Raw genomic sequence first — 23,153 nt, 5'->3', positions numbered from 1 at the left:
GGCGTAGTCGTTGCGGCTACAGGCGTAATCGAAAAATTACCCTTACGGAGTGGAAAATGGCCAAGCGCAAGGATGCACCGGGAGAACGGATCAGCGAGGCCGAACACGCGGTAATGGAAGTGCTGTGGGACCAGAATCCCATCTCCGCTTCCGAAGTCTGCGACGCGATCTGCGCCCAGCGCGACTGGTCGATCCCCACCGTCAAGACGCTGCTCAGCCGCCTCGTCCAGAAGGAAGTTGTCGGCACCGAACCCGAGGGTCGCAAATTCCTCTATCGTCCACTGATCGAACGCTCCGACTATGTCGGGGGTGAGAGCCGTCGCCTGGTCGACCGGCTGTTCGGCGGGCGCGCAGCACCGCTCTTCGCGCAGCTCGCCGAGAGCGAGGCGCTGAGCGACGAGGATCTCGCCGAAATCGAGGCGCTCTTGAGGGAGATGCGCAAATGACCGAGCTACTCCGCGACTATTGGGACTGGTTCCTGTTCGATACCTTGCTGTGGACCGGCGTGCTGATCGGCTTCGCCCTGCTGCTGCGCCGCCCCGTCGGGCGCCACCTCGGTGCCGGCGCCGCCTATGCGCTGTGGTTCCTGCCGCTCGCCCGGCTGCTGTTCCCGCCGGTCCAGCTACCGGCCTGGATGCAGCCCTCCTTCCTGCAGGCCGAGACCGCCTTCGAACCGGCCATGGCCGAGTTCGATCCCGCGATGGCCGATTTCGCCGCCGCCGTGCCCGCTGCTGACGCCGGGCTGTCGCAGGCGTCCTTCGTTGCCCCGGTCACGCCGGCGCCGCTCGAATCGCCGATCGACTTCGTCACGCCGCTGGTGATCCTGTGGCTGCTGGGCGCCGCGATCTTCCTGACCCGCCGCTTCTGGCTCTATGGCGAGCTGCGCCGCGAGCTGCTCGACGACGCGCGGTCGGTGGGCGAGGTGGGACGCATCCGCCTCGTCGAGACGACCGCGATCTCGGGTCCGATGGCCTTCGGCGTCTTCGACAAGGTCATCGCGCTGCCCGACGGCTTCATGGCCACCCGCCCGCGCCAGGTCCGCGACCTCGCCATCGCGCACGAGCTGGCGCATCACCGCGGCCACGATATCCTGGTCAACGTGCTGATACAGCCGCTCTTCGCGGTGCACTGGTTCAACCCGCTCGGCTGGATGGGCTGGACCGCGATGCGCCGCGACCAGGAGGCCGCCTGCGACGCCCGCGTCGTCGCCAGCCGCAGCCGCGACGAGCGTGCCGCCTATGCCGCGGTGATCGCCGATTTCGCGCGCCGCCCGCAGATATGCCCCCGGCCCGCGCTGGCCGCGCCGATGGCCTGCCCGGTGCTGGGCGACAAGTCGATCATCCACCGCCTGCGCAACTTGCCCATGACCGACGATTCGCGCCGTCGCCGCATCGCGGCGCGCGGGGCGGTGGGCGCCGCGCTGCTGGCGCTGCCGATGACCGCCAGCATCTGCTACGTCGGCGCAGCGCCCGCGCTGGCGCATGAGACGCCTCCGGAAATGACCGAAGTGGTGGCACCGGTGGCGCCGGTGGCACCGCCGGCCGCTCCCGCGCCGCCGGCGATGGTCCATCACGCCGCGCTGACCTATCTGGACGGCGAGGCTATGGCCGAGCACCTGCGCGAGCGGGTCGAGGCCGGCCGCGAACGGGCCGAGCTGGCCCGCGAGAAGTCCGAGCTGGCGCGCGAACGGGCCGGGGAGGCGCGCGACCGTGCCGCAGAGCTGCGTGAGCGCCACGACGAAAGCTATGCCGAGGGCCGTCGGGACTGGGCCCAAGGGCGCATCGAGTATGCGCGCGGCCGCCAGGACTGGGCTGCGGGACGCATCGAGTGGGCGGCGGGACGCGTCGCCCATGCCGAGGCCCGGGCCGAACGCGCCGAGGCGCGTGCCTATGCCGACTCCGGAAGCTGGGGCGAAGACATGGGCAAGGCGATCGCCCAATCGGTGACGGTGGCGGTGAGCAACGTGCCCGAAGTGGTCGAGAGCTGCCGCTATCCCGACAGCCCGGTGACCTCGAAGCAGAAGAACGGCCGGACCGTGATGTATGTCTGCGACACCGCTGGCGACCGCATCGCGCTCAAGGCGCTCGAGCAGACGCGCCGCGGGATCGAAAGCAACGACCGCCTGTCCGACGAGATCCGCCGCGACATCCTGCGCGATCTCGACGAGGAGATCGGCGAACTGCGGCGCTCGACCCGCAGCTGACGCTGAGGACCAAGTTTCGCGCCGACCCTGCGGCGCCATCGAAGAGGACGCGGTCGCCACGGCCGCGTCCTTTCGCTTGTTTGCCGGGGTTCAGCCGATCGCGGTGATGCGGTCGCAGGCGCGGTCGTCGCCCTGGAGGCCGAGCCGCAGGGCATCGCTGCGCTGCTTGCTGGTCCCGTGGGTGAAGTTCTCGCTCGAGACGCGGCCTCCGGTCAGGCGGTCGTCGCCGATCGCTGCGGCGGCCTGCATGCCTTCCTCGATATCGCCCGGTTCGATGAGGTTGCGGTTCTTGCCCGCCCATACGCCGGCATAGCAATCGGCCTGCAGTTCCATCAGCACCTGCAGTTGGTTCGCGCGGCGCGGGTTCTGTTCCTGCGCGCTGCGGATCTGGTTGGAAACCCCGGTGAGCGTCTGGACGTGGTGGCCGTATTCATGCGCGAGTACGTAATAGCGCGCGAAATCGCCGCCCGCGCCGAGCTGGCTCTCCAGCGTGTCGTAGAAGCTGGTGTCGATATAGATCGTCTGGTCGCCGGGGCAGTAGAAGGGACCCATCGCCGAACTGGCATTGCCGCAGGCGGTGCGCACCCCGCCGCCGCCGTAGAGATCGAGCGTCGGCTGCTTGAACTGGTCGCCATAGCCCTGCGCCGAGAAGGTCTGCGACCAGGTCTCGTTGAGCGACTGGAGCCCGTTGCAGGCCTCGCGCGAATAGGGGCTGCTGGTGCAGATCGCCTGTTCGTCGGTATTGGCGGGTCCGGCCTGCTGCTGGCCCTGCTGGACGCTTTCGACCATTCCCGCAGTCTGCATCGGGTCCAGGCCGAAGACGAAATAGCCGAGAGCGGCGATCACGATCGTGCCGCAGCCGATCCCGCCGGCCTTGCCCCCGGGCATGCCGCCGCCGCTCGAACGCACGTCGATATTCCCGGTATTGAACGGATTGAGCCGCATGCACTCCCCCTTTGGCCTGGCCGCTTTACAGCGCACCCCATGTGCGCGATGTCGGCCTTCGATTATCGACATAACGCCTGGAGCCCCGAATGTTTCTCGAAGGAAAACGCGCACTCGTCACCGGATCGACCAGCGGCATCGGCCTCGCCATCGCGCGGGCGCTGGCGGGCGAGGGGGCCAGGGTCGTGCTCAACGGTTTCGGCGACGAAGGCGAGATCGCGAAACTGTGCGAGGAACTTGGCGCCACGCATTCGGGCGCCGACCTGACCGACGTCGCGCAGATCGAAACGATGATGGAGCAGGCGGGGGAGATCGACATCCTCGTCAACAATGCCGGGATGCAGCACGTCGCCCCGGTCGAGGAGTTTCCGGTCGACAAGTGGAACCTCATCCTCGCGCTCAATCTCAGCGCCGCCTTTCACACCACCCGGCTCGCCGTCCCGGCAATGAAAGCCAAGGGGTGGGGGCGGATCATCAACACGGCGAGCGCGCACTCGAAGGTCGCGAGCCCGTTCAAGGGCGCCTACAACGCCGCCAAGCACGGGCTCGACGGCTTTACCAAGACCATCGCGCTCGAACTCGCCGAGCACGGCGTGACGGCGAACTGCATCAGCCCCGGCTATGTCTGGACGCCGCTGGTCGAGAACCAGATCCCGGACACGATGAAGGCGCGCGGGATGACCCGCGACGAAGTGATCAACGACGTGCTGCTGGTGAAGCAGGCGACCAAGAAATTCGTCCAGCCCGAGGAAATCGGCGCGCTCGCCGTGTTCCTTTGCCGCGACGAGATGCAGAACGTCACCGGCGCCAACTGGAGCATCGACGGCGGCTGGACCGCGGAATAACGCTCCATGACTACGGTCGAGATCGCCTTCCTCGCCGCCATGGCGGGCAGCCTGCTCGTCAGTCTTGCCGCGATGGTGCTGGCGCTGCGCGAACCGGGCCTGCCGCGCAAGCCGCTCTGGGCCCTGCTTGCGCTGGTCGGCGTCGGGGGCGGGGCTCTGGTGCTGGCGCGTCCCGACCGAGTCTACTGGTTCCTGGGGATCGCCTGGCCAACGGCATCCTTCACCGGTCGCGGCGCTGGCTGGCAACCGCAGGTGCTGCAGTTCCTGTTTCCCGTCGGGGCGCTGCTCGTCTTCCTCCGCCTGTATCGCCACCGCGCCGGCGGCAAGGAAGTCGGGAGAGGCACTAGCTAGTTTCCCATTCCGTCGTTACATGGGCCGCCACATTTCCCCCGGCAGGCGATTCTCCACGTGGCACATCTCGACATCCCCCTCGGTCTCACTTTCGACGACGTTCTTCTCGTTCCGGCCGAGAGCGATATCCTCCCCTCGATGGCCAATACCGCCACGCGGCTGACGCGCGAGATCGCGCTCAACATCCCGGTCGTCTCGAGTGCGATGGACACGGTGACCGAGGCCGACATGGCGATTGCCATGGCGCAGCTCGGCGGGATCGGCGTGCTACACCGCAATCTCGAAGTCGACGAACAGGCCGCCGCGGTCCGCGCGGTCAAGCGCTACGAGAGCGGCATGGTGGTCAACCCGATCACCATCCATCCCGACGCCATGCTGGGCGAGGCGCAGGAAATCATGGCCAAGAACCGCATCAGCGGTATCCCCGTGACCGATCGCGGCGGCAAGCTGGTCGGCATCCTCACCAATCGCGACGTCCGCTTTGCCGACAATCCGCGCCAGCCGGTGAGCGAGCTGATGACCACCGAGAACCTCGCCACCGTGCCGCTCGGCACCAGCCAGGAGGAAGCGCGCAAGCTGCTCCACCAGCGGCGGATCGAGAAGCTGCTGGTGGTCGACGACAGCGGCCGCTGCGTCGGGCTCATCACGGTCAAGGATATCGAGAAGGCAGTCGCCTATCCCCATGCCACCAAGGATGCGACCGGTCGCCTGCGCGTGGCCGCGGCGACGACCGTGGGCGACAAGGGGTTCGAACGGACCGAAGCGCTGATCGATGCGGAGGTCGATGTGGTGGTGATCGACACCGCTCACGGCCACAACAAGGACGTCGCGCGCTCGGTCGAGCGGGTGAAGAAGCTCTCGAACAGCGTGCAGGTCATCGCCGGCAACATCGCCACCGGCGAAGCGGCCAGGGTGCTCGCGGGCGCGGGCGCCGATGCGGTCAAGGTCGGTATCGGCCCGGGCTCGATCTGCACCACGCGCGTGGTCGCCGGAGTCGGCGTGCCGCAGCTCACCGCGATCATGGACTGCGTCGAGGAAGCGGAGAAGCTGGGGGTGCCCGCGATCGCCGATGGCGGCCTGCGCACCAGCGGCGATGCGGCCAAGGCGCTCGCTGCCGGGGCCTCGTCGATCATGGTCGGCTCGATGCTCGCGGGAACCGAGGAAGCGCCGGGCGAGACCTTCATCTACCAGGGCCGCAGCTACAAGGCCTATCGCGGCATGGGCAGCGTCGGCGCGATGGCGCGCGGCAGTGCAGACCGCTATTTCCAGGCCGATGTCAGCCAGCAGAAGCTGGTCCCCGAGGGGATCGAGGGCCAGGTGCCCTACAAGGGGCCCGCCAGCGCGGTGGTCCACCAGCTGGTCGGCGGGATCAAGGCGGCGATGGGCTATACCGGCAGCGCCACGATCGAGGATCTGCGCAAGAATGCCAATTTCGTGCGCATCACCAATGCGGGCCTGACCGAGAGCCACGTCCACGATGTGGCGATCACGCGCGAGGCGCCGAACTATCCGACGCGCTGAACCTCCCCGACACGGGGAGGGGAACCATGCGCAGCATGGTGGAGGGGCACCCTATGCTTGATCAAGACCTGCAGGTTCGGAGCCTCGGCTCTTGCCACTCCACCCCGAGGCCTGCGGCCTCGCGGTCCCCCTCTCCCCGGGGGAGAGGAGCATGACCCCCGCTGCCAGGGTCCAGACCGCGATCGAGCTGCTCGACGCGATCATCGCGGCGGCGCGCGCCAAGGCCGCGCCTGCCGACCGCATCCTTGCCGACTGGTTCCGCAACAACCGCTTCGCCGGATCGAAGGACCGCCGCGCGATCCGCGAACTGGTCTTCGCCGCGATCCGCGCCTGCGGGCCGGTGCCCGAGACGGGGCGGGCGGCGATGTTGCGGCTGGCCGAAACGGATGACAGCCTGGTTCCGCTGTTCGACGGCTCGAATTACGGCCCGGCGCCGCTGGGCGAGGGCGAGCAGGCGGCCCAGGGCGGCGTCGCGCCTGCCTGGCTCACCGAACGGCTGGCTGCTGCCGATATTGCCGGGCCCGAGGCCGAGGCCCTGCTCGAGCGCGCGCCGCTCGACCTGCGCGTCAACACGCTCAAGGCCGAGCGGGCGACGCTGGCGCTTCCGGCCGATGCGGTCCCCACCGATGCGCCGCAAGGGCTGCGGCTCGAACCCGGAACGCCGGTCGAGCAGTGGGTGGAATTTCGCGAGGGGAAAGTCGAGGTGCAGGACACGGGTTCGCAGCTCGCCTGCCTCGCGGTCGGTGCACAGCCGGGCGAGACGGTGATCGACCTGTGTGCGGGTGGCGGGGGCAAGACGCTCGCGCTCGCGGCGGCGATGGACAATCTCGGCCGGTTGATCGCCTCCGACACCGACCGTGGCCGCCTCTCGCGCCTCGCCCCGCGAGCCGAGCGGGCGGGGGCATCCAATATCGCGACCGTGTTGCTCGACCCGCAGCAGGAACTCGACGCGCTCGCCAGTGTGGCGGGTCGGGCCGATGCGGTCCTGATCGATGCGCCGTGCTCGGGCACCGGCACCTGGCGGCGCAATCCCGAGGCGCGCTGGCGGCTCGACGAAAAGGAACTGGCGCGGCTGACGGCGATCCAGGCGCATCTGCTCGACGTCGCCGCGAAGCTGGTGAAGCCGGGCGGCCGGATCGTCTATGTCACTTGCTCTCTGCTCGACGAGGAGGGTGCGGACCAGTTCGACGCCTTCCTCGCGCGCCATCCGAACGTCGCGGGCCGGGCGCCCGATGTCCCGCTGGGCAGGCCGCGCGGGAAGGGAATGCGCCTGACGCCGTTCCATGACGGCACCGACGGATTTTTCATCGCCTGTGCAGGGTGAACATGTTAGCCATGCCGATTATGGCTGACACGCCTATCCCTGGACGGACTTCCCTTTTGGAGACGATCATGCGTTTCGCACCCGCCGCCGCCGCCCTTTCGCTGGCGCTTGCCATGACTTCCAGCATGAGCTGGGCAGGGCAACGCGAGCCTGCGCCGCGGGCTGCCGTGCTGATCACCGAGGGCCAGGCGGCGCTCAGCCAGGGCGACACGCAGGGTGCGATCGATGCCTATGAGGCGGCGCTGGCGATCGACCCGGGCTATACGCCGATCTTCCTGCGCCTTGCCGAGGCCGCGCGCGCCGAGCGGCTGCAGGGCAAGGCGATCCGCTATTATCGCGAAGCGCTCGTGCGCGACCCGCGCAATCTCGCCGCGATCGCGGGCGAGGGCGAGGCGCTGGTCGAAAAGGGCGCGGTCGAGAAGGCCAAGGGCAATCTCGCCAAACTCGAATCGCTGTGCGGGTCGAGCTGCGCCGAAACGCGCACGCTCTCGGCGCGGATTGCCGCCGGCCCGCCGCCGCGCGTCCAGACCGCCGAAGCGGTCCTGCCCGACGCGACGACGCCGCAGGCGAACTGACCCGGGGCGAACCCCGGGTGCTCCTCCGCTAGCTGCTAGATGAGGTCGCGGAAGGCCTCGACCACCGCGCGATAGACGCGCTTCTTGAACGGGACGATCAGCTCGGGCAGCTGCTCGGGCTCGGCCCATTTCCAGTCGCAGAATTCCGGCGGATCATGCGCCTCGAGATCGATATCGGCATCGCCGCCGGTGAAGCGCGCGAGATACCAGACCTGCTCCTGCCCGCGATATTTGCCGCCCCACAGTCTGCCGATCAGCTCCTCGGGCAGGTCGTAGCGCAGCGGCTCGTCCATCGCCTTGAGGATGGTCACATGTTCGGGCCGCGCGCCGGTTTCCTCGGCGAGTTCGCGCAGCGCGGCGTCCCTGAGGTCCTCGCCCTCGTCGACACCGCCCTGCGGCATCTGCCACCAGTCGCCTTCCTTGTTGTCGATGCGGCGGCCGACGAAGACCTTGCCGTCGCCATTCACCAGCATCACGCCCACGCAGGGGCGGTAACCGAGATTCTCGTTCACCTGTATCGTTCCACCATCAGTTTCGTTGCGTCGAGGAAGGCCTCGAGATCTGTCTGGCCGCTCGGTATCGCTTTTCGCAGTGTCGTAAACCCGTGAATGATGCCGGGAAACTCGAGATAGACCACTTCCGTGCCGAGCTGCACCAGATGTGCGGCGTATTCCCGGCCCGAATCGCGCAATGGGTCGAGCCCGGCGGTGCAGACGACCGTCGGCGGAGTGTTCGAACAATCGCCCACCATCGGCGTGTGGCGCGGGTCGCCGGCATCGCCGCCATACTGGTCGGTGAACCACGCCATCGCCGCGCCGGTCAGCAGGAAGCCTTCGGCGAACATGGCGAGGCTCGAATGCTGGCTGACATCCGAGGCGACCGGGTAGATCGGCGCCTGGACGATCACCGGCACTGCGGCCGGATCGTTCATCAGCTGGTTGGTGGTGACGATGGTCAGATTGCCGCCGGCGCTGTCGCCGGTGATGACGAGGCCGGTGATTTCGCGGCCCAGCTCGGCGGGCGAGGAGGCGACCCAGCGCGCCGCCGCCTCGCAATCGTCGGGCGCGGCGGGGAAGGGGTGCTCGGGCGCGAGGCGGTAGTCGACCGAGACCACCGGCAGGTCGAGATGGTGCGAAATCTCGGTGCACAGCGCGTTGTAGACCTCGAGGTCGCCGATCACGAAGCCGCCGCCGTGGATGAACAGCACGCAGGGGCCCGGATCGCGCCCGGCCTTCACATCGTAGAAGCGCACCGGGATCGGGCCCGCAGGTCCGGGGCAGGTCAGATCCTTCTGCACCGCCATCGCACGCGGCTCGGCCTCGGCCACCGCGCCCAGCGCGCGCATCTGCTGGCGGCCTTCCTCCGCACCGACCTCTTCGACGCCCTTGCCGCCCATCGCCTCGAGCATGTCGAGGAAGCCGCGCACGTCGTCGCGGACATAGTGTTCGGTATCGGCCATTTCGCTCTCTCTCCCAATTGCGTTTCTTTTCGGGACTTAGCGCGTTCGCGGAGCTTTTCCACGCGCCTTTTTTGGCCTAGCAGAGAAACTTCATTGCGAGAGGGTGGGGCGCGGCCTAGGTGGCGCGTCCCTGAGAGAAACGGCGCCGCGAGAGGTGGCGCAGACAAGGATCTACCGGATGGCTTCTGCCGCCAAGACGCCGCAGGACGGCTCCTCCTCCACTCCCGAAGCCGTGGTCGTGCGGTTCGCCGGCGACTCGGGTGACGGGATGCAGCTGACCGGGGGCCAGTTCACGCTGTCGACCGCGCTCGCAGGCAACGACCTCGCCACCTTCCCCGACTTCCCCGCAGAAATCCGCGCGCCGCAGGGCACCCTGTTCGGCGTCTCGGCCTTCCAGATCAACTTCGGTTCGACCGACGTCGATACCGCGGGCGACGCGCCCGACGTGCTGGTGGCGATGAACCCGGCGGCGCTGAAGACCAACCTCCCGGCGCTCAAGCCCGGCGGCCTCGTGATCGTCGACGAGGGCGAGTTCGGGAAGCGCAATCTCGACAAGGCGAAGTACGACGCCAACCCGCTCGAGGACGACACGCTCGCCAAATACGACGTCCTCAAGCTCGACATTTCGGCGCGCACGATCGAGGCGGTGAAGCCCTTCGGCCTAGGTAACAAGGATGCGCTGCGCTCGAAGAACATGTGGACGCTCGGCCTCGCGCTGTGGATGTTCGACCGCGACCGCAAGCCAATCCACGACTGGCTAAAGGCCAAGTTCAAGAACAAGCCCGAGATCGCCGAGGCGAATATCGCCGCGCTCGATGCGGGCCATGCCTATGGCGAAACGGCGGAACTCGCCGGGCCGCTGCGGCAGGTCCATGTCGATCCCGTGCCGACCGCGCCGGGCCTCTATCGCACGCTGACAGGCGCGGAGGGCATTGCGCTCGGCCTCGTCGCGGGTGCCCGCCTGCTGCGCCTGCCGATGTTCTTCGGCGGCTATCCGATCACCCCGGCCTCGGCGATCCTTCACCACCTCGTGCGGATGAAGGAATTCAACGTCACCACCTTTCAGGCGGAAGACGAGATCGCCGCGATCTGCGCCGCCATCGGGGCGAGCTATGCCGGCAGCCTGGGCGTCACCTCCTCCTCCGGTCCGGGCATTGCCCTGAAGACCGAAGCGATCGGTCTCGGCATCATGACCGAACTGCCGCTGGTGATCGTCAATTCGCAGCGCGGCGGCCCCTCGACCGGCCTGCCGACCAAGACCGAGCAGAGCGACCTCTACCAGGCGGTCTATGGCCGCAACGGCGATGCGCCGATGCCGGTGATCGCGGCAAGGAGTCCTGCCGACGCCTTCGAATGCGCGATCGAGGCCTGCCGCATCGCGGTCCAGTATATGACCCCCGTCATGCTGCTGACCGACGGCTACATCGCCAATGCCGCCGAGCCGTGGAAGGTGCCCGATCCAGAGGGGTTCGAGCGGATGCCCGCCGAGTTTCTCACCGAGAAGAACGGCCCGGACGATACGCTGCTGCCCTACAAGCGCGACGAGAAGGGCGCGCGGCCGTGGATCAAGCCCGGCACGCCCGGGCTGACGCATCGCATCGGCGGGATCGAGAAGGCGGTCGACACCGGCCACATCGACTATTCGCCCGGCAACCACCAGGCGATGACCGATGCGCGCAAGGACAAGATCGAAGGTATCCGCGTGCGCGACCAGCAGGTCAGCGTGGGCACCAGGGGCGGCAAGCTCGCCGTGGTCGGCTGGGGCAGCACCTACGGCCCGATCCACCAGGCGGTGAACCGCGCGCGGCGCAAGGGGCTCGACGTCAGCCACATCCACCTTCGCCACATCTGGCCGCTGCCCGCCAATCTCGAGGACCTGCTCAAGAGCTACGACAAGGTGCTGGTGCCCGAAATGAACACCGGCCAGCTCAAGACGCTGCTGCGCGACCAGTATCTGATCGACGCGCAGCCGCTGACCAAGACCAGCGGCCAGCCGTTCCAGATCGCGGAGTTGGAAGAGGCGATCGCGACCTATTTCGACGGCATTCCCGGCAATGCGGGCGGCGAGGAAGTTGCGCCCAACGACGAACAGCTTCCGAGCGTGAAGGCGGTGAACCCATGAACGAGATGACCAAGATCGAGACCACGCTCAAAGACTGGGAAACCGACCAGGAGGTCCGCTGGTGCCCGGGTTGCGGCGACTATGCGATCCTGAAAGCCGTGCAGCGAACGCTGCCCAAGCTCGGCGCGGACCCGTCGAATACCGTGTTCATCAGTGGCATCGGCTGTTCGAGCCGCTTTCCCTATTACGTCGAGAGCTACGGCTTCCACACGATCCACGGCCGCGCGCCGGCGATCGCGACGGGGGTGAAGCTCGCCAATCCCGACCTCGATGTGTGGATCGTGACCGGCGACGGCGACGGAATGAGCATCGGCGGCAACCACACGATGCACATCCTGCGGCGGAACCTGAACTGCCAGATCCTGCTGTTCAATAACGAGATCTACGGCCTGACCAAGGGCCAGGCCTCGCCCACCAGCCGGCTCGGCACACGTTCGCCGACGACCCCCGCGGGCAGTTACGATCGCCCGGCCAAGGCCTGCGCCTTCGCCATCGGCGCGGGTGCGCGTTTCGTCGCGCGCGGTTTCGACGTGTCGAAGAAGCTGCCGGAAGTGCTCGAAGCGGCCTATCGCCACAAGGGCGCGGCCTTCGTCGAAATCTACCAGAACTGCATCGTCTACAACAAGGACGTGTTCGACGGGTTTGCCGCGCCGAAGGGCGCGGAGGACCACCAGCTCTGGCTCGAGGACGGCGAACCCATGCTGTTCGCCAACGGCACCAAGGGCATCACGCTCGACCGCGAAACGCTGCAGTTGGCGATCGTCGATGTGGTCGATGGCGACTGGCAGTCGGCGGGCGTGATCGTCCACAATGTGAAGAACCGCTCGATCGCGCACATGCTGGTCGAGATCCCGTTCCCCGAATTCCCCAAGGCGCTGGGCGTGCTCTACGACGACCCGCGCCCGAGCTTCGAGGGCGAGGTCGCCGACGAAAAGGCACGCCTGTCCGAAGGCAAGGAGCCCAACCTCGCCGCGCTGCTCGGCAAGGGCCAGAGCTGGACCGTCGACGAGGAAGAGGGGCACCCGGCCTGAGCTGGGCCTGACCGGGGCCTGACCGCTGTCAGGCGGGGCTTTCGCCCGGCTGTTCCATCTTGCGGTCTTCCTGCAGGCGGGTGGCGATGAGGCCCATGGCGAGCGCCCAGGTGGCGCCGACGATCCATCCGCCGAGGACGTCGGTCGGGTAGTGGACCCCGAGATAGATGCGGGTGAAGCCGATCGTCAGCACCAGCAGCGCGGCGACGCCGATCACGAAGATGCGCGCGCGCCGCTCCTCGAAGCTGCGCGAGATCATTACCGCCAGCGTCAGGTAGATGATCGCGCTGTTCATCGAATGGCCGCTGGGAAAACTGAGCGAGGTGACTTCGACCAGATGCGGCACGACCGCCGGCCGGGGCCGGGCGAAGAGGCTCTTGAGCAGCGTACCCGCCAGTGCCCCGCCGCCGGCGGCAAGCGCGGTATAAAGCGCCTGCCGGCCCCGGCTGCGGGTCAGCAGGAAGGCCACCGCCAGTGCCGAGACCAGCGTCAATACGGTGACACCGCCGAGCGCAGTCATGTCGCGCATCGCGGACAGCAGCCACCGAGGTCCGATCGGCGTGGCGAGATCCTCTGGCATCCGCAGCGATCTGAGGAAGGCGACATCGAAGGTCTTGGTTTCGCCCTCGGCCATTTCGCCTGCCAGCTTGATGAAGCCGGTCGCCAGTGCGGCACCGACGAGCAGGCCGATCAGCAGCCGCTGTTCGCGATGGACATAGGTCTTGATGTGGGCCAGCGGCACGGTAATTTCCCCAGAAGGACGCATTCGCAACGCGCGGAAGCGTGAATATTTCCGCGGGAGGGTTCGCTGGACAATCTGACGCATTCGTTGGTCGGCGCGCTGATCGGGCAAGCCGGGCTCAAGAAGAAGACCGGGCTCGCCATGCCCGCGCTGATCATCGGGGCGAACCTGCCCGATGTCGATGCGGCATGTTTCTTCTGGCTCGACGGCGTCGAGCATCTCGGCTTTCGCCGGGGGATCACGCATGGGCCGCCCGCGCTGGTGCTGTTGCCGCTGGTGCTGGCGGGGCTGCTCTACGGCTTCGACCGCTGGCAGGCGCGGCGCGGCACGCGGCCGCAGGGGCGGTTGCCGGTGCGGTTCGGCTGGCTCTATGCGCTGGCCTTCATCGCCTGCCTGACCCACCCGGCGCTTGACTGGCTCAATGTCTACGGCATCCGCCTGCTCGAGCCCTTTTCGCACCGCTGGTTCTACGGCGACACGCTGTTCATCATCGATGTCTGGCTGTGGGCGCTGATGGGCTTCGCGACATGGTTCTCGCTGCGGCGCGAGAAACGCGGCGGGGAGTGGCGGCGGCCCGCGCGGATAGCGATCGCCTTGGCACTGGCTTATATCGGGATGAATGCCGCGATCACCGCGGCGAACGAAGGTGCCGCTGGCGATAGTCCGACCGGCAGCGAGATCGTGATTGCCAGCCCAAAACCCTTCGATCCGTTCGAGCGCGAAATGATCCGCGGTGGAAATGGGCTCTACACGCTCGACGAGGATCGGACGTTGCCGGGTGTGCCGCTCGAGCACTGCAGTCTCGCCGCGGCGCGCGCTGGAGACCCCGGCGTCGACGCCTTTCTTTTCTGGGCGCGCACGCCTCTGATCGAACCGCGTGAGGACGGCTCGTTGTGGCTGCGCGATGCACGGTTCTACGATCCCCGGGTCCGCGACCGCTTTGCTGTGAAACTGCCGGAGGGAACCTGCCCCGGCCTCCGTACGGAACCTGCGGGTGGCGAGGGCGGTTAGGTCGGCATGAGTTCACCCCAGATCGTCTGGCTGCGGCGCGACCTGCGCCTGGCCGACCAGCCCGCCTTCCATGCCGCCGCCAAGCTTGGCCCGGTGATCTCGGTCTATGTGCTCGACGGCGCGCGAGCGGGCGACCACGCCTATGGCGGCGCCTCGCGCGTGTGGCTGCATCATTCGCTCGAGAGCCTCGGCAAGACGCTCGGCAGTCGCCGCTCGCGCATCGTGCTGCGCCAGGGCGATGCGCCGCAGGTGCTCGCCGCGCTGGCGGACGAGGTGGGCGCGGGCTGCATCCATGCGCTGCGCCACTACGAGCCATGGTGGAAGGAGGCCGAGGACGAGCTTCGCGACGCGCTCGGGGATGCGTGCAAGCTCTGCCTCTACGACGGCAACTACCTGCTCCCGCCGGGCAGCGTGACCACCGGATCGGGCGATCCCTACAAGATCTACACGCCCTTCTCGAAGGCGATGCTCGACTGCATGCCGCCGCGCGACCCATTGCCCGAGCCGGATACGATCCATTCGCCCGCAAGCTGGCCCGAGAACGACACGCTCGAGGAGTGGGACCTGCTCCCGACGAAGCCCGACTGGGCGGGCGGGATCCGCGACTTCTGGAGTTTCGGCGAAGCCTCCGCGCACGAGCGGCTCGACTGGTGGGTGGACGAAGTCGCCGGCTATGACGAGGGCCGCAACCTGCCATCGCAGGACATCACCTCGCGCCTTTCGCCGCATCTTCACTGGGGCGAGATCAGCCCCGCACAGGTGTGGCACAAGCTGAAGGACAAGCGCAGCGACGGCTGGCGCACCTTCGCCAGGGAGCTCATCTGGCGCGATTATGCGCAGAATGTGATCGACCAGTTCCCCGACTATTCGCGCGAATCCTATCGCGACTACGACGAGCGCAAGCTGTGGCGCAATCCCTATGCCGGGCACCTGATCCGCGCTGACCTCGAGTGCTGGCAGAAGGGCATGACCGGCTATCCGATCGTCGATGCCGGGATGCGCCAGTTGTGGCAGACCGGCTGGATGCACAACCGCGTGCGGATGATCGCGGCGAGTTTCCTCGTGAAGCACCTGCTGATCGACTGGCGCCATGGCGAGCAATGGTACTGGGACACGCTGGTCGACGCCGATTACGGCAACAACGGCGTCAACTGGCAGTGGATCAGCGGCACCGGGGTCGACAGCAACATGTTCGTGCGCATCATGGCGCCGCTCACGCAGAGCGAGAAGTTCGATGCGGCGGGCTATATCCGCACCTATGTGCCCGAGCTTGCCGATCTGTCCGATGCCGAGATCCACGACCCGCCCGATGCGAAGCGCGGTACCTATCCGCTCAAGATGATCGGCCACAGGGAGGCCCGCGAACGCGCGCTCGAGGCCTACCGGTCGGCGAAGTGATGGCGAGCTAGGCGCTTGAGCGCAGCGCCGGGTCGAGTCATACCCACGCCGATGGATATGCCGACCTCTTCGCGCGGTGGCGAACTGCTCGCCGGGGCACAGCGCTTCGCCCGCAAGCCGGGCCTGCTCGCGCGCCTGGTAGCGCCCGGTTTCGCCAAGATCCTCGCCCGCATCGATGCCGCGCTGGTCCGCGGGACGATCCATGCGCGGCTGCCCGACGGGACCGCGCAAACGCTCGGCGGACGCGCGCCGGGTTTCGAATGCACGGTCGACCTGCGCAGCTGGACCGCGCTGCTGCGGCTCGCGACGAATGGCTCGATCGGCTGGTACCAGGCATGGGAAGCGGGCGAATGGGCCAGTCCCGACCCGGTGCCGCTGTTCGCGCTGTTCATGGCCAATGGCGAGGAACTGGGGGATACCGGTCGTGCGCGCGGGCCTTTTCGCCTCGCCGCGCGCTTCGCCCACTGGCTCAACCGCAACACGCCCGCGGGGGCGCAGAAGAACATCGCCGCGCATTACGACCTCGGCAATGATTTCTACGCCGCCTGGCTCGACCCGACGATGAGCTATTCCTCGGGGCTGGAGTTGGGCGAAGACGGGCTCGAAGCGGCGCAACGGCGCAAGTGGGCGGCGCTGGCCGGGCGGATCGATGGCGCCGCCGAGGTGCTCGAGATCGGCTGCGGCTGGGGCGGGCTGGCGGGCGATCTCGCCGCGCGCGGCAGCCGGGTCACCGCGATCAGCCTGTCCGATGCGCAGCTGGCCTGGGCGCGCGAGCGACACGGCGCCGGGGTGGAGTTCCGCAAGCAGGACTATCGCGATTGCTCGGGCCAGTACGATGCCATCGTCAGCGTCGAGATGGTCGAGGCGCTGGGGCGCGAATACTGGCCGACCTTCATGGACTGCATCGCGCGCAATCTGAAGCCGGGCGGGCACGCGGCGATCCAGTATATCTCGATGCGCGACGAACTGTTCGACGCCTATGCGCAGAGCGCCGATTTCATCCAGGCCTATGTCTTCCCCGGCGGCTTGCTCATCCGCACAAGCGAATTCCGGCGGCTGGCGGAGGAGCGCGGGCTCGCCTGGCACGACCAGCGCGATTTCGGGCTCGACTATGCCGGAACGCTCGAGGCTTGGCGGAAGCGCTTCGATGCGGCAGAGGCTGCAGGCCGCCTGCCGGCGGGTTTCGACCAGCGCTTCTGCAATCTGTGGCGCTATTATCTGATGTATTGCGAAGGCGGGTTCCGCGGCGGCGGGATCGACGTCCACCAGGTCACGCTGGTGAAACAGGGAGAATGAGGATGCGCGGGCTTTGGATTTCGACGGCGGCGCTGGCGCTCGCCGGCTGTGCGAGCACCTACGACACGGTGGAGACCGCGCCGGTCGCGCCTGCCGCCACCCCTGCGGTGACCCAGTCCATGCCCGCACAGATGGCGAGCATGGATCCTGGCGATTCGATCCTGTTCTGGAACGACGCGCGCCGCTCGGCAGCCTTCCGCGACATGGAAGGCCTGTTCCCGGGGTTCGAGGTCGCCCCGGCCGGTCGCGTCCGCGAACTGCCGCGCAGCGCAGAGACGCTGCCTGCCGATCTGCAGGCCGCGATGCGCGCATACATGGCCGAAACGCATGCCGCGGGGCTGATGGTGCTGAAGGATGGCAAGGTGGTGTTCGAGGACTACGGCCTCGGCCTCAGACCGACCGACCGCTGGACCAGCTTCTCGGTCGCCAAGAGCTTCACCTCGACGCTGCTCGGCGCGGCGATCGCCGATGGCAAGATAGCCAGCGTCGACACGCCGGTGACCGAGATCGTCCCGGCGCTCGCGGGCACCGCCTATGACGGCGTCACCGTCGGCCAGGTCGCCACCATGACCTCGGGCGTGGCGTGGAATGAGGACTATACCGACCCCGACAGCGACGTTGCCAAGATGCTCGCGATCGCGCCGGTCGCGGGTGAATCGCAGGCGGTGACCTATGCCCGCACTCTGAAGCGAGAGGCGCCCGCGGGCACGAAATGGGTCTACAAGACGCTCGAGACCAACCTCCTCGGTCTGATTGTCGAGCAGGCGGTGGGCAAGTCGCTCGCCGCCTATGCGGCGGAAAAGATCGTCGGACCCGCCGGATTCGAAGGCGGACTGTTCTGGATGCAGGACCTGACGGGCGGCAATATCGGCGGCTGCTGCCTCTCGCTGCGGCTTTCCGACTATGCGCGGATGGGCCAGTTCGCGCTGGAAGGCGGCAAGGGCGTGGTGCCAGACGGCTGGTTCGCCACCGCCGGTTCCCCGCTGGTGGACTTCGCCCCCGAAGCGCCGGGCTTCGGCTATGGCTACCAGTGGTGGACCTATCCCGGCGCCAGCTACGGTGCGCAGGGCATCTTCGGCCAGGCGATCACCATCGTGCCCGAGGACCGGCTGGTTGTCGCGGTGGTCAGCAATTGGGAAACCGCCACCAGCCGTGCCAACCGCGACGGATTCCGCACGCTGGTCGGCAAACTCGTGACCGCGCTCGACGATTGAATCGAGGGGAGGGGGCATCCCCCTCCGCCTCCGGCCCGCCTCAGTAGGGGCGGGCGAGGTCCGCGCTGCCATAGCGCGACAGGATGGACTCGTGGACGATGGGGCTCAGCAACTCGCTGAAGGCGCAGCCGACGAGGCATTCCTCCCACCACACCACCTGCGCCTGGAGCGATTCGAGCCCCGGCAGGGTCAGCCAGCACAGCTGGCCTTCGTGCATGCGGTTGATCGCGGCGGCCGAAAAGCCCGAGATCGAGAGGTCGTGAACCACCGTCTGGAAGGCGCGTCCGCCGCTGGCGCGCAGCTGCGCGGGAATGGTCAGCTTGGTCCGCGGCGCGCAGCGATCTTCCTGCGCGGCGAGCGTGTAACGGTCGTGCGGCTGGTGGATCATCTCACCACCCCTCCTCGGTAAAATCGGTGCGACTTGCCCGCGCAAGGCACGCGGGCACGGCGGAATTATCGCGCCGAGTGGTTTCGCAGGAATGGAGGGCTGTGGTTAATTCACGCCTCGATGCGCTCTCGGTGAAAGCCGTCGAAATCGTTAACCAGCAGTTCGAGCAAGCGGCTGGCGACGTCTTCGGGCGGCTTGACCGTTGCCGGGTCCTCGCCGGGATAGGCCTTGGCGCGCATCGCGGTGCGGGTTGCACCCGGATCGACGAGGGCGACGCGGACCTTGGAAATCTTCTCGACTTCCTGGGCGTAGCTTTCGAGCAGGTTGTCGAACGCCGCCTTGGTCGCGCCATAGGCCGACCAGTAGGCGCGCGGCGTGCCGCCGACGCTGCTGGTGAGGCCGATCACGCGGCCCGCATCGGCGCGCTTGAGCAGCGGGTCGAAATTGGCCAGCAGTGCCTGCGTGGCGAGGAAGTTGACCGTCAGCGCCTGGCTGAGCTGTTTGCCGTCGATCTGCGTAACCGGTGTGAGCATCGGCAGGTAGGCCGCGGAAATGACGAGGTAATCGAGCTTGTCCCAGCGACCGCCGATCGCCGCCGCGAGCCGTGCGATGCCATCGCTTTCGGAAAGGTCGACCGGGGCGATGGTCGAAGCGCCGCCGGCATCGTGGATCGTGTCCTCGACCGCCTCGAGCGCGCGCACGTCGCGCCCCGTCAGCACCACATGCGCGCCCGCCGCAGCGAGCGCCTTGGCGGTGGCGGCACCGATCCCCTGGCTCGCCCCGGTAACGAGGGCAAGGCGGCTGTCGAGCGGTTGTGTCATCAGGCGACCTGTTCGGAAGGGAAGGCGAGCTGTTCCTGCTTGTCGTCGCGCCGTCCCAGATCGGTCAGCGGGGTGGGGTAGTCCCCGGTGAAGCAGGCGTCGCAGAATTGCGGGCAGGCCGAATTGCGGGGCTTTTCGCCGACCGCGCGATAGAGCCCGTCGATCGAGACGAAGGCGAGGCTGTCGGCCTTGATGAATTCGCGCATCGGTTCCACGTCCATCCGCGCGGCGAGGAGCTTGCTGCGCTCGGGCGTGTCGACGCCGTAGAAGCAGCTGTGCGCGGTCGGCGGGCTGGCGACGCGGAAATGGACCTCGGTCGCACCCGCGTCGCGCATCATCTCGACGATCTGCATGCTGGTGGTACCGCGCACGATGCTGTCGTCGATGAGGACGATACGCTTGCCCTCGACCAGCGCGCGGTTGGCGTTGTGCTTGCGCTTGACGCCGGCATGGCGGGCACCGTCGCTGGGCTGGATGAAGGTGCGCCCGACATAGTGCGAGCGGATGATGCCGAGCTCGAACGGGATACCCGATTCCTGCGCATAGCCGATCGCCGCGGGGACGCCGCTGTCGGGCACGGGAATGACGAGGTCGGCCTCGACCGGCTTCTCGCGCGCGAGTTCGGCGCCGATCGCCTTGCGCGCTTCGTAGATGCTGCGCCCGTCGAAGACCGAGTCGGGACGGCTGAAATAGACGTGCTCGAAGATGCAGGGACGCGGCGCGTGGTCGCCGAAGGGGTGGAGCGAATCGACATTGCCGTCGAAATCGACCTTGATCACCTCGCCCGGCTCGACCTGGCGGACGAATTGCGCACCGACAACGTCGAAGGCGACGGTTTCGGAGGCGAACACCGTGGCATCGCCGATGCGGCCCATCTGCAGCGGGCGGATGCCCATCGGGTCGCGGCAGGCGATCATCCCTTCGGGCGTCATCACGATCAGCGCATAGGCACCCTCGAGCAGGCGCAGCGCGTCGATCAGGCGGTCCATGATCGTGGGATAGCGGCTGGTCGCGACGAGGTGGATGATGACCTCGGTGTCGCTGGTCGACTGGAAGATCGAGCCGCGCCGCACGAGATCCTCGCGCAGCATGCCGGCATTGGAGATATTGCCGTTGTGCGCGACCGCGAAGCCGCCGCTGGCGAGGTCGGCATAGAGCGGCTGGACGTTGCGCAGGCCCGATCCGCCGGTGGTCGAATAGCGCACATGGCCCGCGGCCATCGTGCCCGGCAGTTCGGCGATCGCTTCCTGCGACGAGAAATTCTCCGCCACATGGCCGAGCCCGCGGCGAGTGAAGAATTCTGCGCCGTCGAAGCTGGTGATGCCGGCCGCTTCCTGTCCGCGATGCTGGAGCGCGTGGAGGCCGAGAGCGGTCACTGCCGCGGCATCGGATGCGTTGATCGCGCCGAACACGCCGCACTCTTCGCGCAGCTTGTCGCCATCCTCGTCGAGAAACGGGTGGGTGAAGTTCATCGAAAGGCCTGTCCGCCGCGGCTGATCGGGATGCGCGCCCCAATGGCGATGTTACGGCCCGATTACAAGGGTAGTGAGACGGACCGACCCCGCGTAAACACGATTTCATTGCGCGGCAGGCGCTAGCTGCCTACACGCGCATCCCAGCTATAGTCACAGACAAGGGCCGCCTTGATCCTTTCCCCCTTCGAATGGACGATTGCCAAACGCTACCTGCTTCCGGGCAAGGGCGAGGCCTTCATCGCGCTCGTCGCGAGCATCTCGATCGGCGTGGTGATGCTCTCCGTCGCCATGCTGGTGGTGGTGATGAGCGTCATGAACGGCTTTCGCGCCGAACTGCTCGACAAGATCGTCGGCCTCAACGGCCACGCCATCGTCCAGGCCTATGGCGGGCGGATGGACGATTGGGAGAATATCCTCGAGGAAGTGCGCACGACGCCGGGCGTGGTACGCGCCACCCCGCTGATCGAACAGCCGCTGCTGACCAGCTTCAACGGTCGCGTCGAGGCGATCCTCGTCCGCGGCAACACCGCGGAGGATCTGCAGGAGCTGTCGAAGAAAGCGGTTGCCGGCAATTTCGCCGCGCTCCAGCCCGGAGCGAACAAGGTCGCCATCGGCGTCCGCCTGGCGGAGAACATCGGCGCGCGCGTGGGCGACACGATCACCGTCATCAATCCGCAGGGCCGTTCGACGCCTTTCGGCACCGTCCCGCGCCAGATCGGCTACGAGGTCGCGGCCATCTTCGAGGTCGGGATCTACGACTACGACGGGGCCTATGTCGTCATGCCGATGAAGGACGCCCAGCAGCTGATGATGATCGGCGATTCCGTGGGCATGATCGAAGTCACCGTCGAGGACCCCGACGAGGTCGGCGAGATTCTCGCCCCGGTCCAGCGCGCGGTCGAGGGCCGGGCGGTGGTGTCCGACTGGAAGACGATCAACGCGACGCTGTTCGAGGCGCTGCAGGTCGAGCGTGCGGCGATGGCCTTCGCGCTCAGCTTCATGGTGCTGGTCGCCGCCTTCAACATCCTTTCGAGCCTGGTGATGCTGGTGCGCGCCAAGACGCGCGACATCGCGATCATGCGCACTATGGGTGCGACGCGGCAGAGCCTGATGAAGATCTTCGTTACCACCGGCTTCACCATCGGTGCGATCGGCACCGCGGTGGGGCTCGCGCTCGGCTTCCTCATCCTCGCCGGGCGCCAGCAGATCGTCGAGCTGATCGGCGCGGTCACGGGCCAGAATCTGTGGGACCCGCAATACCGCTTCCTCACCACCATCCCGTCGAAGATCGACGCGGGCGAGGTCTCGCTGATCGCACTGCTCGCCCTGGGGCTCAGCTTCCTCGCCACGCTCTACCCGGCGTGGAAGGCGGCGAGCACCGATCCGGTCCAGGTGCTGCGTTATGAATAGCTCGGGCGTGAAACCGGTGGTCGAATTGAAGGGCCTGACGCGCAGTTTCGAGCAGGGTGGCGAGCGCATCGACGTGCTGCGCGGGGTCGACCTCGCGATCCGCCCGGGCGAAATCGTCGCGCTGCTCGGCCCCTCGGGCTCGGGCAAGTCGACGCTGCTGCAGGCGGTCGGCCTGCTCGAGGGCGGCTTCGGCGGCGAGATCGTCATCGCCGGCCACTCGGCGGAGAAATCGGATTCGCGCGCACGCACCGTGCTGCGCCGCGAGCATCTCGGCTTCGTCTACCAGTTCCACCACCTGCTGCCCGATTTCGACGCGCGCGAGAACGTCGTCCTGCCGCAGCTGGTGGCCGGCAGGCCGCGCGCGGAGGCCGAGCGACGCGCGGAAGACCTGCTGGTCGCGCTGGGGCTGTCGCATCGCCTGACCCATCGCCCGAGCCAGCTTTCGGGAGGCGAGCAGCAGCGTGTGGCGGTTGCCCGCGGGCTCGCCAACAAGCCCGATCTGGTGCTCGCCGACGAGCCCACCGGCAATCTCGACGAGGCGACCTCGGACAAGGTCCTGGCCGAATTCCTCGCGCTGGTCCGCGGCGAGGGCAGTGCGGCGCTGATCGCGACGCATAACGAGCGGTTGGCGCAGAAGATGGACCGGGTGGTCCGGCTGCACGAGGGCGTACTCGAATAGCGGACCCGGAGCGCGTTTCGGACGTTGGTCTGGCAAAGGAGAATTTTTGCATGACCGACCACCCCAGCACCTTCAAGGGCGAAGGCACGAACCCCACCGGCGTCGACTGGGACGACCGGGCCGAAATCCACTCTGCGGACGACGGCCAGGGGATTTTCGACGGCGGCAAGGGCGTCCGCGGCGGCACGCTGGCCGAAATGGTTGCGCAGATCATGGCCTACCCGCCCGCCGAGCGCGATCGCTTCGTCATCCAGAAGGCAGGGGACCACCGGCTCGAGAGGGCCGAGATCGAGGCGCTTGCCGCGCGCGCGGATTTCCCCGGTTCGTAGGCAGGCATCGGTTC

General features: G+C 67.5%; 23 protein-coding genes. 16 read left to right on the top strand and 7 right to left on the bottom strand.

The window, feature by feature from the left end; genetic code table 11:
• Window positions 1-56: 56 nt before the first annotated feature.
• Window positions 57-446 carry a BlaI/MecI/CopY family transcriptional regulator gene (locus ACN4E0_RS08550; protein ID WP_221599741.1) on the top strand — a complete coding sequence of 130 codons (390 nt, stop codon included), beginning with the start codon at window positions 57-59 and terminating at the stop codon, window positions 444-446.
• Complete coding sequence (locus tag ACN4E0_RS08545) at window positions 443-2,203, top strand: M56 family metallopeptidase (protein ID WP_419567132.1); 1,761 nt, start codon at window positions 443-445, stop codon at window positions 2,201-2,203. Before ACN4E0_RS08550 ends, ACN4E0_RS08545 begins: the two co-directional genes overlap by 4 nt.
• 90 nt (window positions 2,204-2,293) lie before the next feature.
• Here ACN4E0_RS08545 and ACN4E0_RS08540 read toward each other — a convergent pair whose 3' ends face one another.
• Window positions 2,294-3,148 (bottom strand): neutral zinc metallopeptidase, encoded by an 855-nt coding sequence (locus tag ACN4E0_RS08540; protein ID WP_419567130.1) that lies wholly within the window; start codon window positions 3,146-3,148, stop codon window positions 2,294-2,296.
• A gap of 89 nt (window positions 3,149-3,237) precedes the next feature.
• Between ACN4E0_RS08540 and ACN4E0_RS08535 the strand changes: the two genes are divergently transcribed.
• From ACN4E0_RS08535 to ACN4E0_RS08515, 5 genes are all read left to right on the top strand, one after another.
• Entirely contained in the window at window positions 3,238-3,993 is a 756-nt protein-coding gene (locus ACN4E0_RS08535) for a 3-hydroxybutyrate dehydrogenase (RefSeq protein ID WP_419567129.1), read from the top strand.
• Between the two features lie 6 nt (window positions 3,994-3,999).
• A complete protein-coding gene (locus ACN4E0_RS08530) occupies window positions 4,000-4,344 on the top strand; it encodes a hypothetical protein (protein WP_419567128.1) in 345 nt (114 codons plus the stop codon).
• Window positions 4,345-4,401: 57 nt separating this feature from the next.
• Window positions 4,402-5,865, top strand: coding sequence for an IMP dehydrogenase (gene guaB / locus ACN4E0_RS08525; protein ID WP_419567127.1), 1,464 nt, complete (start codon window positions 4,402-4,404; stop codon window positions 5,863-5,865).
• Window positions 5,866-6,016: 151 nt separating this feature from the next.
• Complete coding sequence (locus tag ACN4E0_RS08520) at window positions 6,017-7,189, top strand: RsmB/NOP family class I SAM-dependent RNA methyltransferase (protein WP_419567125.1); 1,173 nt, start codon at window positions 6,017-6,019, stop codon at window positions 7,187-7,189.
• A gap of 68 nt (window positions 7,190-7,257) precedes the next feature.
• Window positions 7,258-7,764 carry a tetratricopeptide repeat protein gene (locus ACN4E0_RS08515; RefSeq protein WP_419567124.1) on the top strand — a complete coding sequence of 169 codons (507 nt, stop codon included), beginning with the start codon at window positions 7,258-7,260 and terminating at the stop codon, window positions 7,762-7,764.
• 35 nt (window positions 7,765-7,799) lie between these two features.
• Here the strand turns inward: ACN4E0_RS08515 and ACN4E0_RS08510 are convergent, their stop codons facing one another.
• Together ACN4E0_RS08510 and ACN4E0_RS08505 are read right to left on the bottom strand one after the other, a co-directional pair.
• On the bottom strand, window positions 7,800-8,276 hold the full coding sequence (locus ACN4E0_RS08510; RefSeq protein WP_419567123.1) for an RNA pyrophosphohydrolase: 477 nt from the start codon (window positions 8,274-8,276) through the stop codon (window positions 7,800-7,802).
• Window positions 8,273-9,223, bottom strand: a complete 951-nt coding sequence (locus ACN4E0_RS08505) for an alpha/beta hydrolase (RefSeq protein WP_419567122.1) — start codon at window positions 9,221-9,223, stop codon at window positions 8,273-8,275. Before ACN4E0_RS08505 ends, ACN4E0_RS08510 begins: the two co-directional genes overlap by 4 nt.
• A 178-nt stretch (window positions 9,224-9,401) precedes the next feature.
• Here ACN4E0_RS08505 and ACN4E0_RS08500 point away from each other — a divergent pair, with 178 nt between their 5' ends.
• Entirely contained in the window at window positions 9,402-11,345 is a 1,944-nt protein-coding gene (locus ACN4E0_RS08500; protein WP_419567121.1) for a 2-oxoacid:acceptor oxidoreductase subunit alpha, read from the top strand.
• The gene (locus ACN4E0_RS08495) at window positions 11,342-12,376 is read left to right on the top strand and encodes a 2-oxoacid:ferredoxin oxidoreductase subunit beta (protein ID WP_419567119.1); all 1,035 of its coding nucleotides are present in this window, start codon (window positions 11,342-11,344) and stop codon (window positions 12,374-12,376) included. Before ACN4E0_RS08500 ends, ACN4E0_RS08495 begins: the two co-directional genes overlap by 4 nt.
• A 28-nt stretch (window positions 12,377-12,404) precedes the next feature.
• Here the strand turns inward: ACN4E0_RS08495 and ACN4E0_RS08490 are convergent, their stop codons facing one another.
• The gene (locus ACN4E0_RS08490) at window positions 12,405-13,118 is read right to left on the bottom strand and encodes a phosphatase PAP2 family protein (RefSeq protein ID WP_419567117.1); all 714 of its coding nucleotides are present in this window, start codon (window positions 13,116-13,118) and stop codon (window positions 12,405-12,407) included.
• Between the two features lie 45 nt (window positions 13,119-13,163).
• Between ACN4E0_RS08490 and ACN4E0_RS08485 the strand changes: the two genes are divergently transcribed.
• From ACN4E0_RS08485 to ACN4E0_RS08470, 4 genes are read left to right on the top strand one after another with little or no spacing between them, the layout of a single operon-like run.
• Window positions 13,164-14,129 (top strand): metal-dependent hydrolase, encoded by a 966-nt coding sequence (locus ACN4E0_RS08485; protein WP_419567190.1) that lies wholly within the window; start codon window positions 13,164-13,166, stop codon window positions 14,127-14,129.
• A 6-nt stretch (window positions 14,130-14,135) separates the two neighbouring features.
• Window positions 14,136-15,527 carry a cryptochrome/photolyase family protein gene (locus ACN4E0_RS08480; RefSeq protein WP_419567116.1) on the top strand — a complete coding sequence of 464 codons (1,392 nt, stop codon included), beginning with the start codon at window positions 14,136-14,138 and terminating at the stop codon, window positions 15,525-15,527.
• Window positions 15,528-15,578: 51 nt separating this feature from the next.
• Window positions 15,579-16,823: a class I SAM-dependent methyltransferase gene (locus tag ACN4E0_RS08475; RefSeq protein ID WP_419567115.1), complete on the top strand. Its 1,245-nt coding sequence runs from the start codon at window positions 15,579-15,581 to the stop codon at window positions 16,821-16,823.
• Window positions 16,824-16,825: 2 nt separating this feature from the next.
• Entirely contained in the window at window positions 16,826-18,037 is a 1,212-nt protein-coding gene (locus tag ACN4E0_RS08470) for a serine hydrolase domain-containing protein (protein ID WP_419567114.1), read from the top strand.
• 40 nt (window positions 18,038-18,077) lie between these two features.
• Here ACN4E0_RS08470 and ACN4E0_RS08465 read toward each other — a convergent pair whose 3' ends face one another.
• The 3 genes from ACN4E0_RS08465 to purF all read right to left on the bottom strand — a co-directional run bounded on the left by ACN4E0_RS08465 (window position 18,078) and on the right by purF (window position 20,718).
• Complete coding sequence (locus ACN4E0_RS08465) at window positions 18,078-18,425, bottom strand: PilZ domain-containing protein (protein WP_419567113.1); 348 nt, start codon at window positions 18,423-18,425, stop codon at window positions 18,078-18,080.
• Window positions 18,426-18,535: 110 nt separating this feature from the next.
• Window positions 18,536-19,246: an SDR family NAD(P)-dependent oxidoreductase gene (locus ACN4E0_RS08460; RefSeq protein WP_419567111.1), complete on the bottom strand. Its 711-nt coding sequence runs from the start codon at window positions 19,244-19,246 to the stop codon at window positions 18,536-18,538.
• Entirely contained in the window at window positions 19,246-20,718 is a 1,473-nt protein-coding gene (gene purF / locus ACN4E0_RS08455) for an amidophosphoribosyltransferase (RefSeq protein ID WP_419567110.1), read from the bottom strand. The genes ACN4E0_RS08460 and purF overlap by 1 nt, the downstream gene beginning before the upstream one ends.
• A 171-nt stretch (window positions 20,719-20,889) precedes the next feature.
• Here purF and ACN4E0_RS08450 point away from each other — a divergent pair, with 171 nt between their 5' ends.
• Genes ACN4E0_RS08450 through ACN4E0_RS08440 form a run of 3 tightly spaced genes read left to right on the top strand, consistent with a single transcriptional unit; the run spans window position 20,890 to window position 23,139 of the window.
• Window positions 20,890-22,131 carry a lipoprotein-releasing ABC transporter permease subunit gene (locus tag ACN4E0_RS08450; RefSeq protein WP_419567109.1) on the top strand — a complete coding sequence of 414 codons (1,242 nt, stop codon included), beginning with the start codon at window positions 20,890-20,892 and terminating at the stop codon, window positions 22,129-22,131.
• Window positions 22,124-22,810: an ABC transporter ATP-binding protein gene (locus tag ACN4E0_RS08445; RefSeq protein ID WP_419567106.1), complete on the top strand. Its 687-nt coding sequence runs from the start codon at window positions 22,124-22,126 to the stop codon at window positions 22,808-22,810. The genes ACN4E0_RS08450 and ACN4E0_RS08445 overlap by 8 nt, the downstream gene beginning before the upstream one ends.
• A gap of 50 nt (window positions 22,811-22,860) precedes the next feature.
• Window positions 22,861-23,139 carry a hypothetical protein gene (locus tag ACN4E0_RS08440; protein ID WP_419567105.1) on the top strand — a complete coding sequence of 93 codons (279 nt, stop codon included), beginning with the start codon at window positions 22,861-22,863 and terminating at the stop codon, window positions 23,137-23,139.
• Window positions 23,140-23,153 lie beyond the last annotated feature (14 nt).

It is taken from the genome of Qipengyuania sp. (genome assembly GCF_048550555.1).
Classification (GTDB): Bacteria; Pseudomonadota; Alphaproteobacteria; order Sphingomonadales; family Sphingomonadaceae; genus Qipengyuania.
This window is presented reverse-complemented; position numbering and strand designations above follow the sequence as displayed.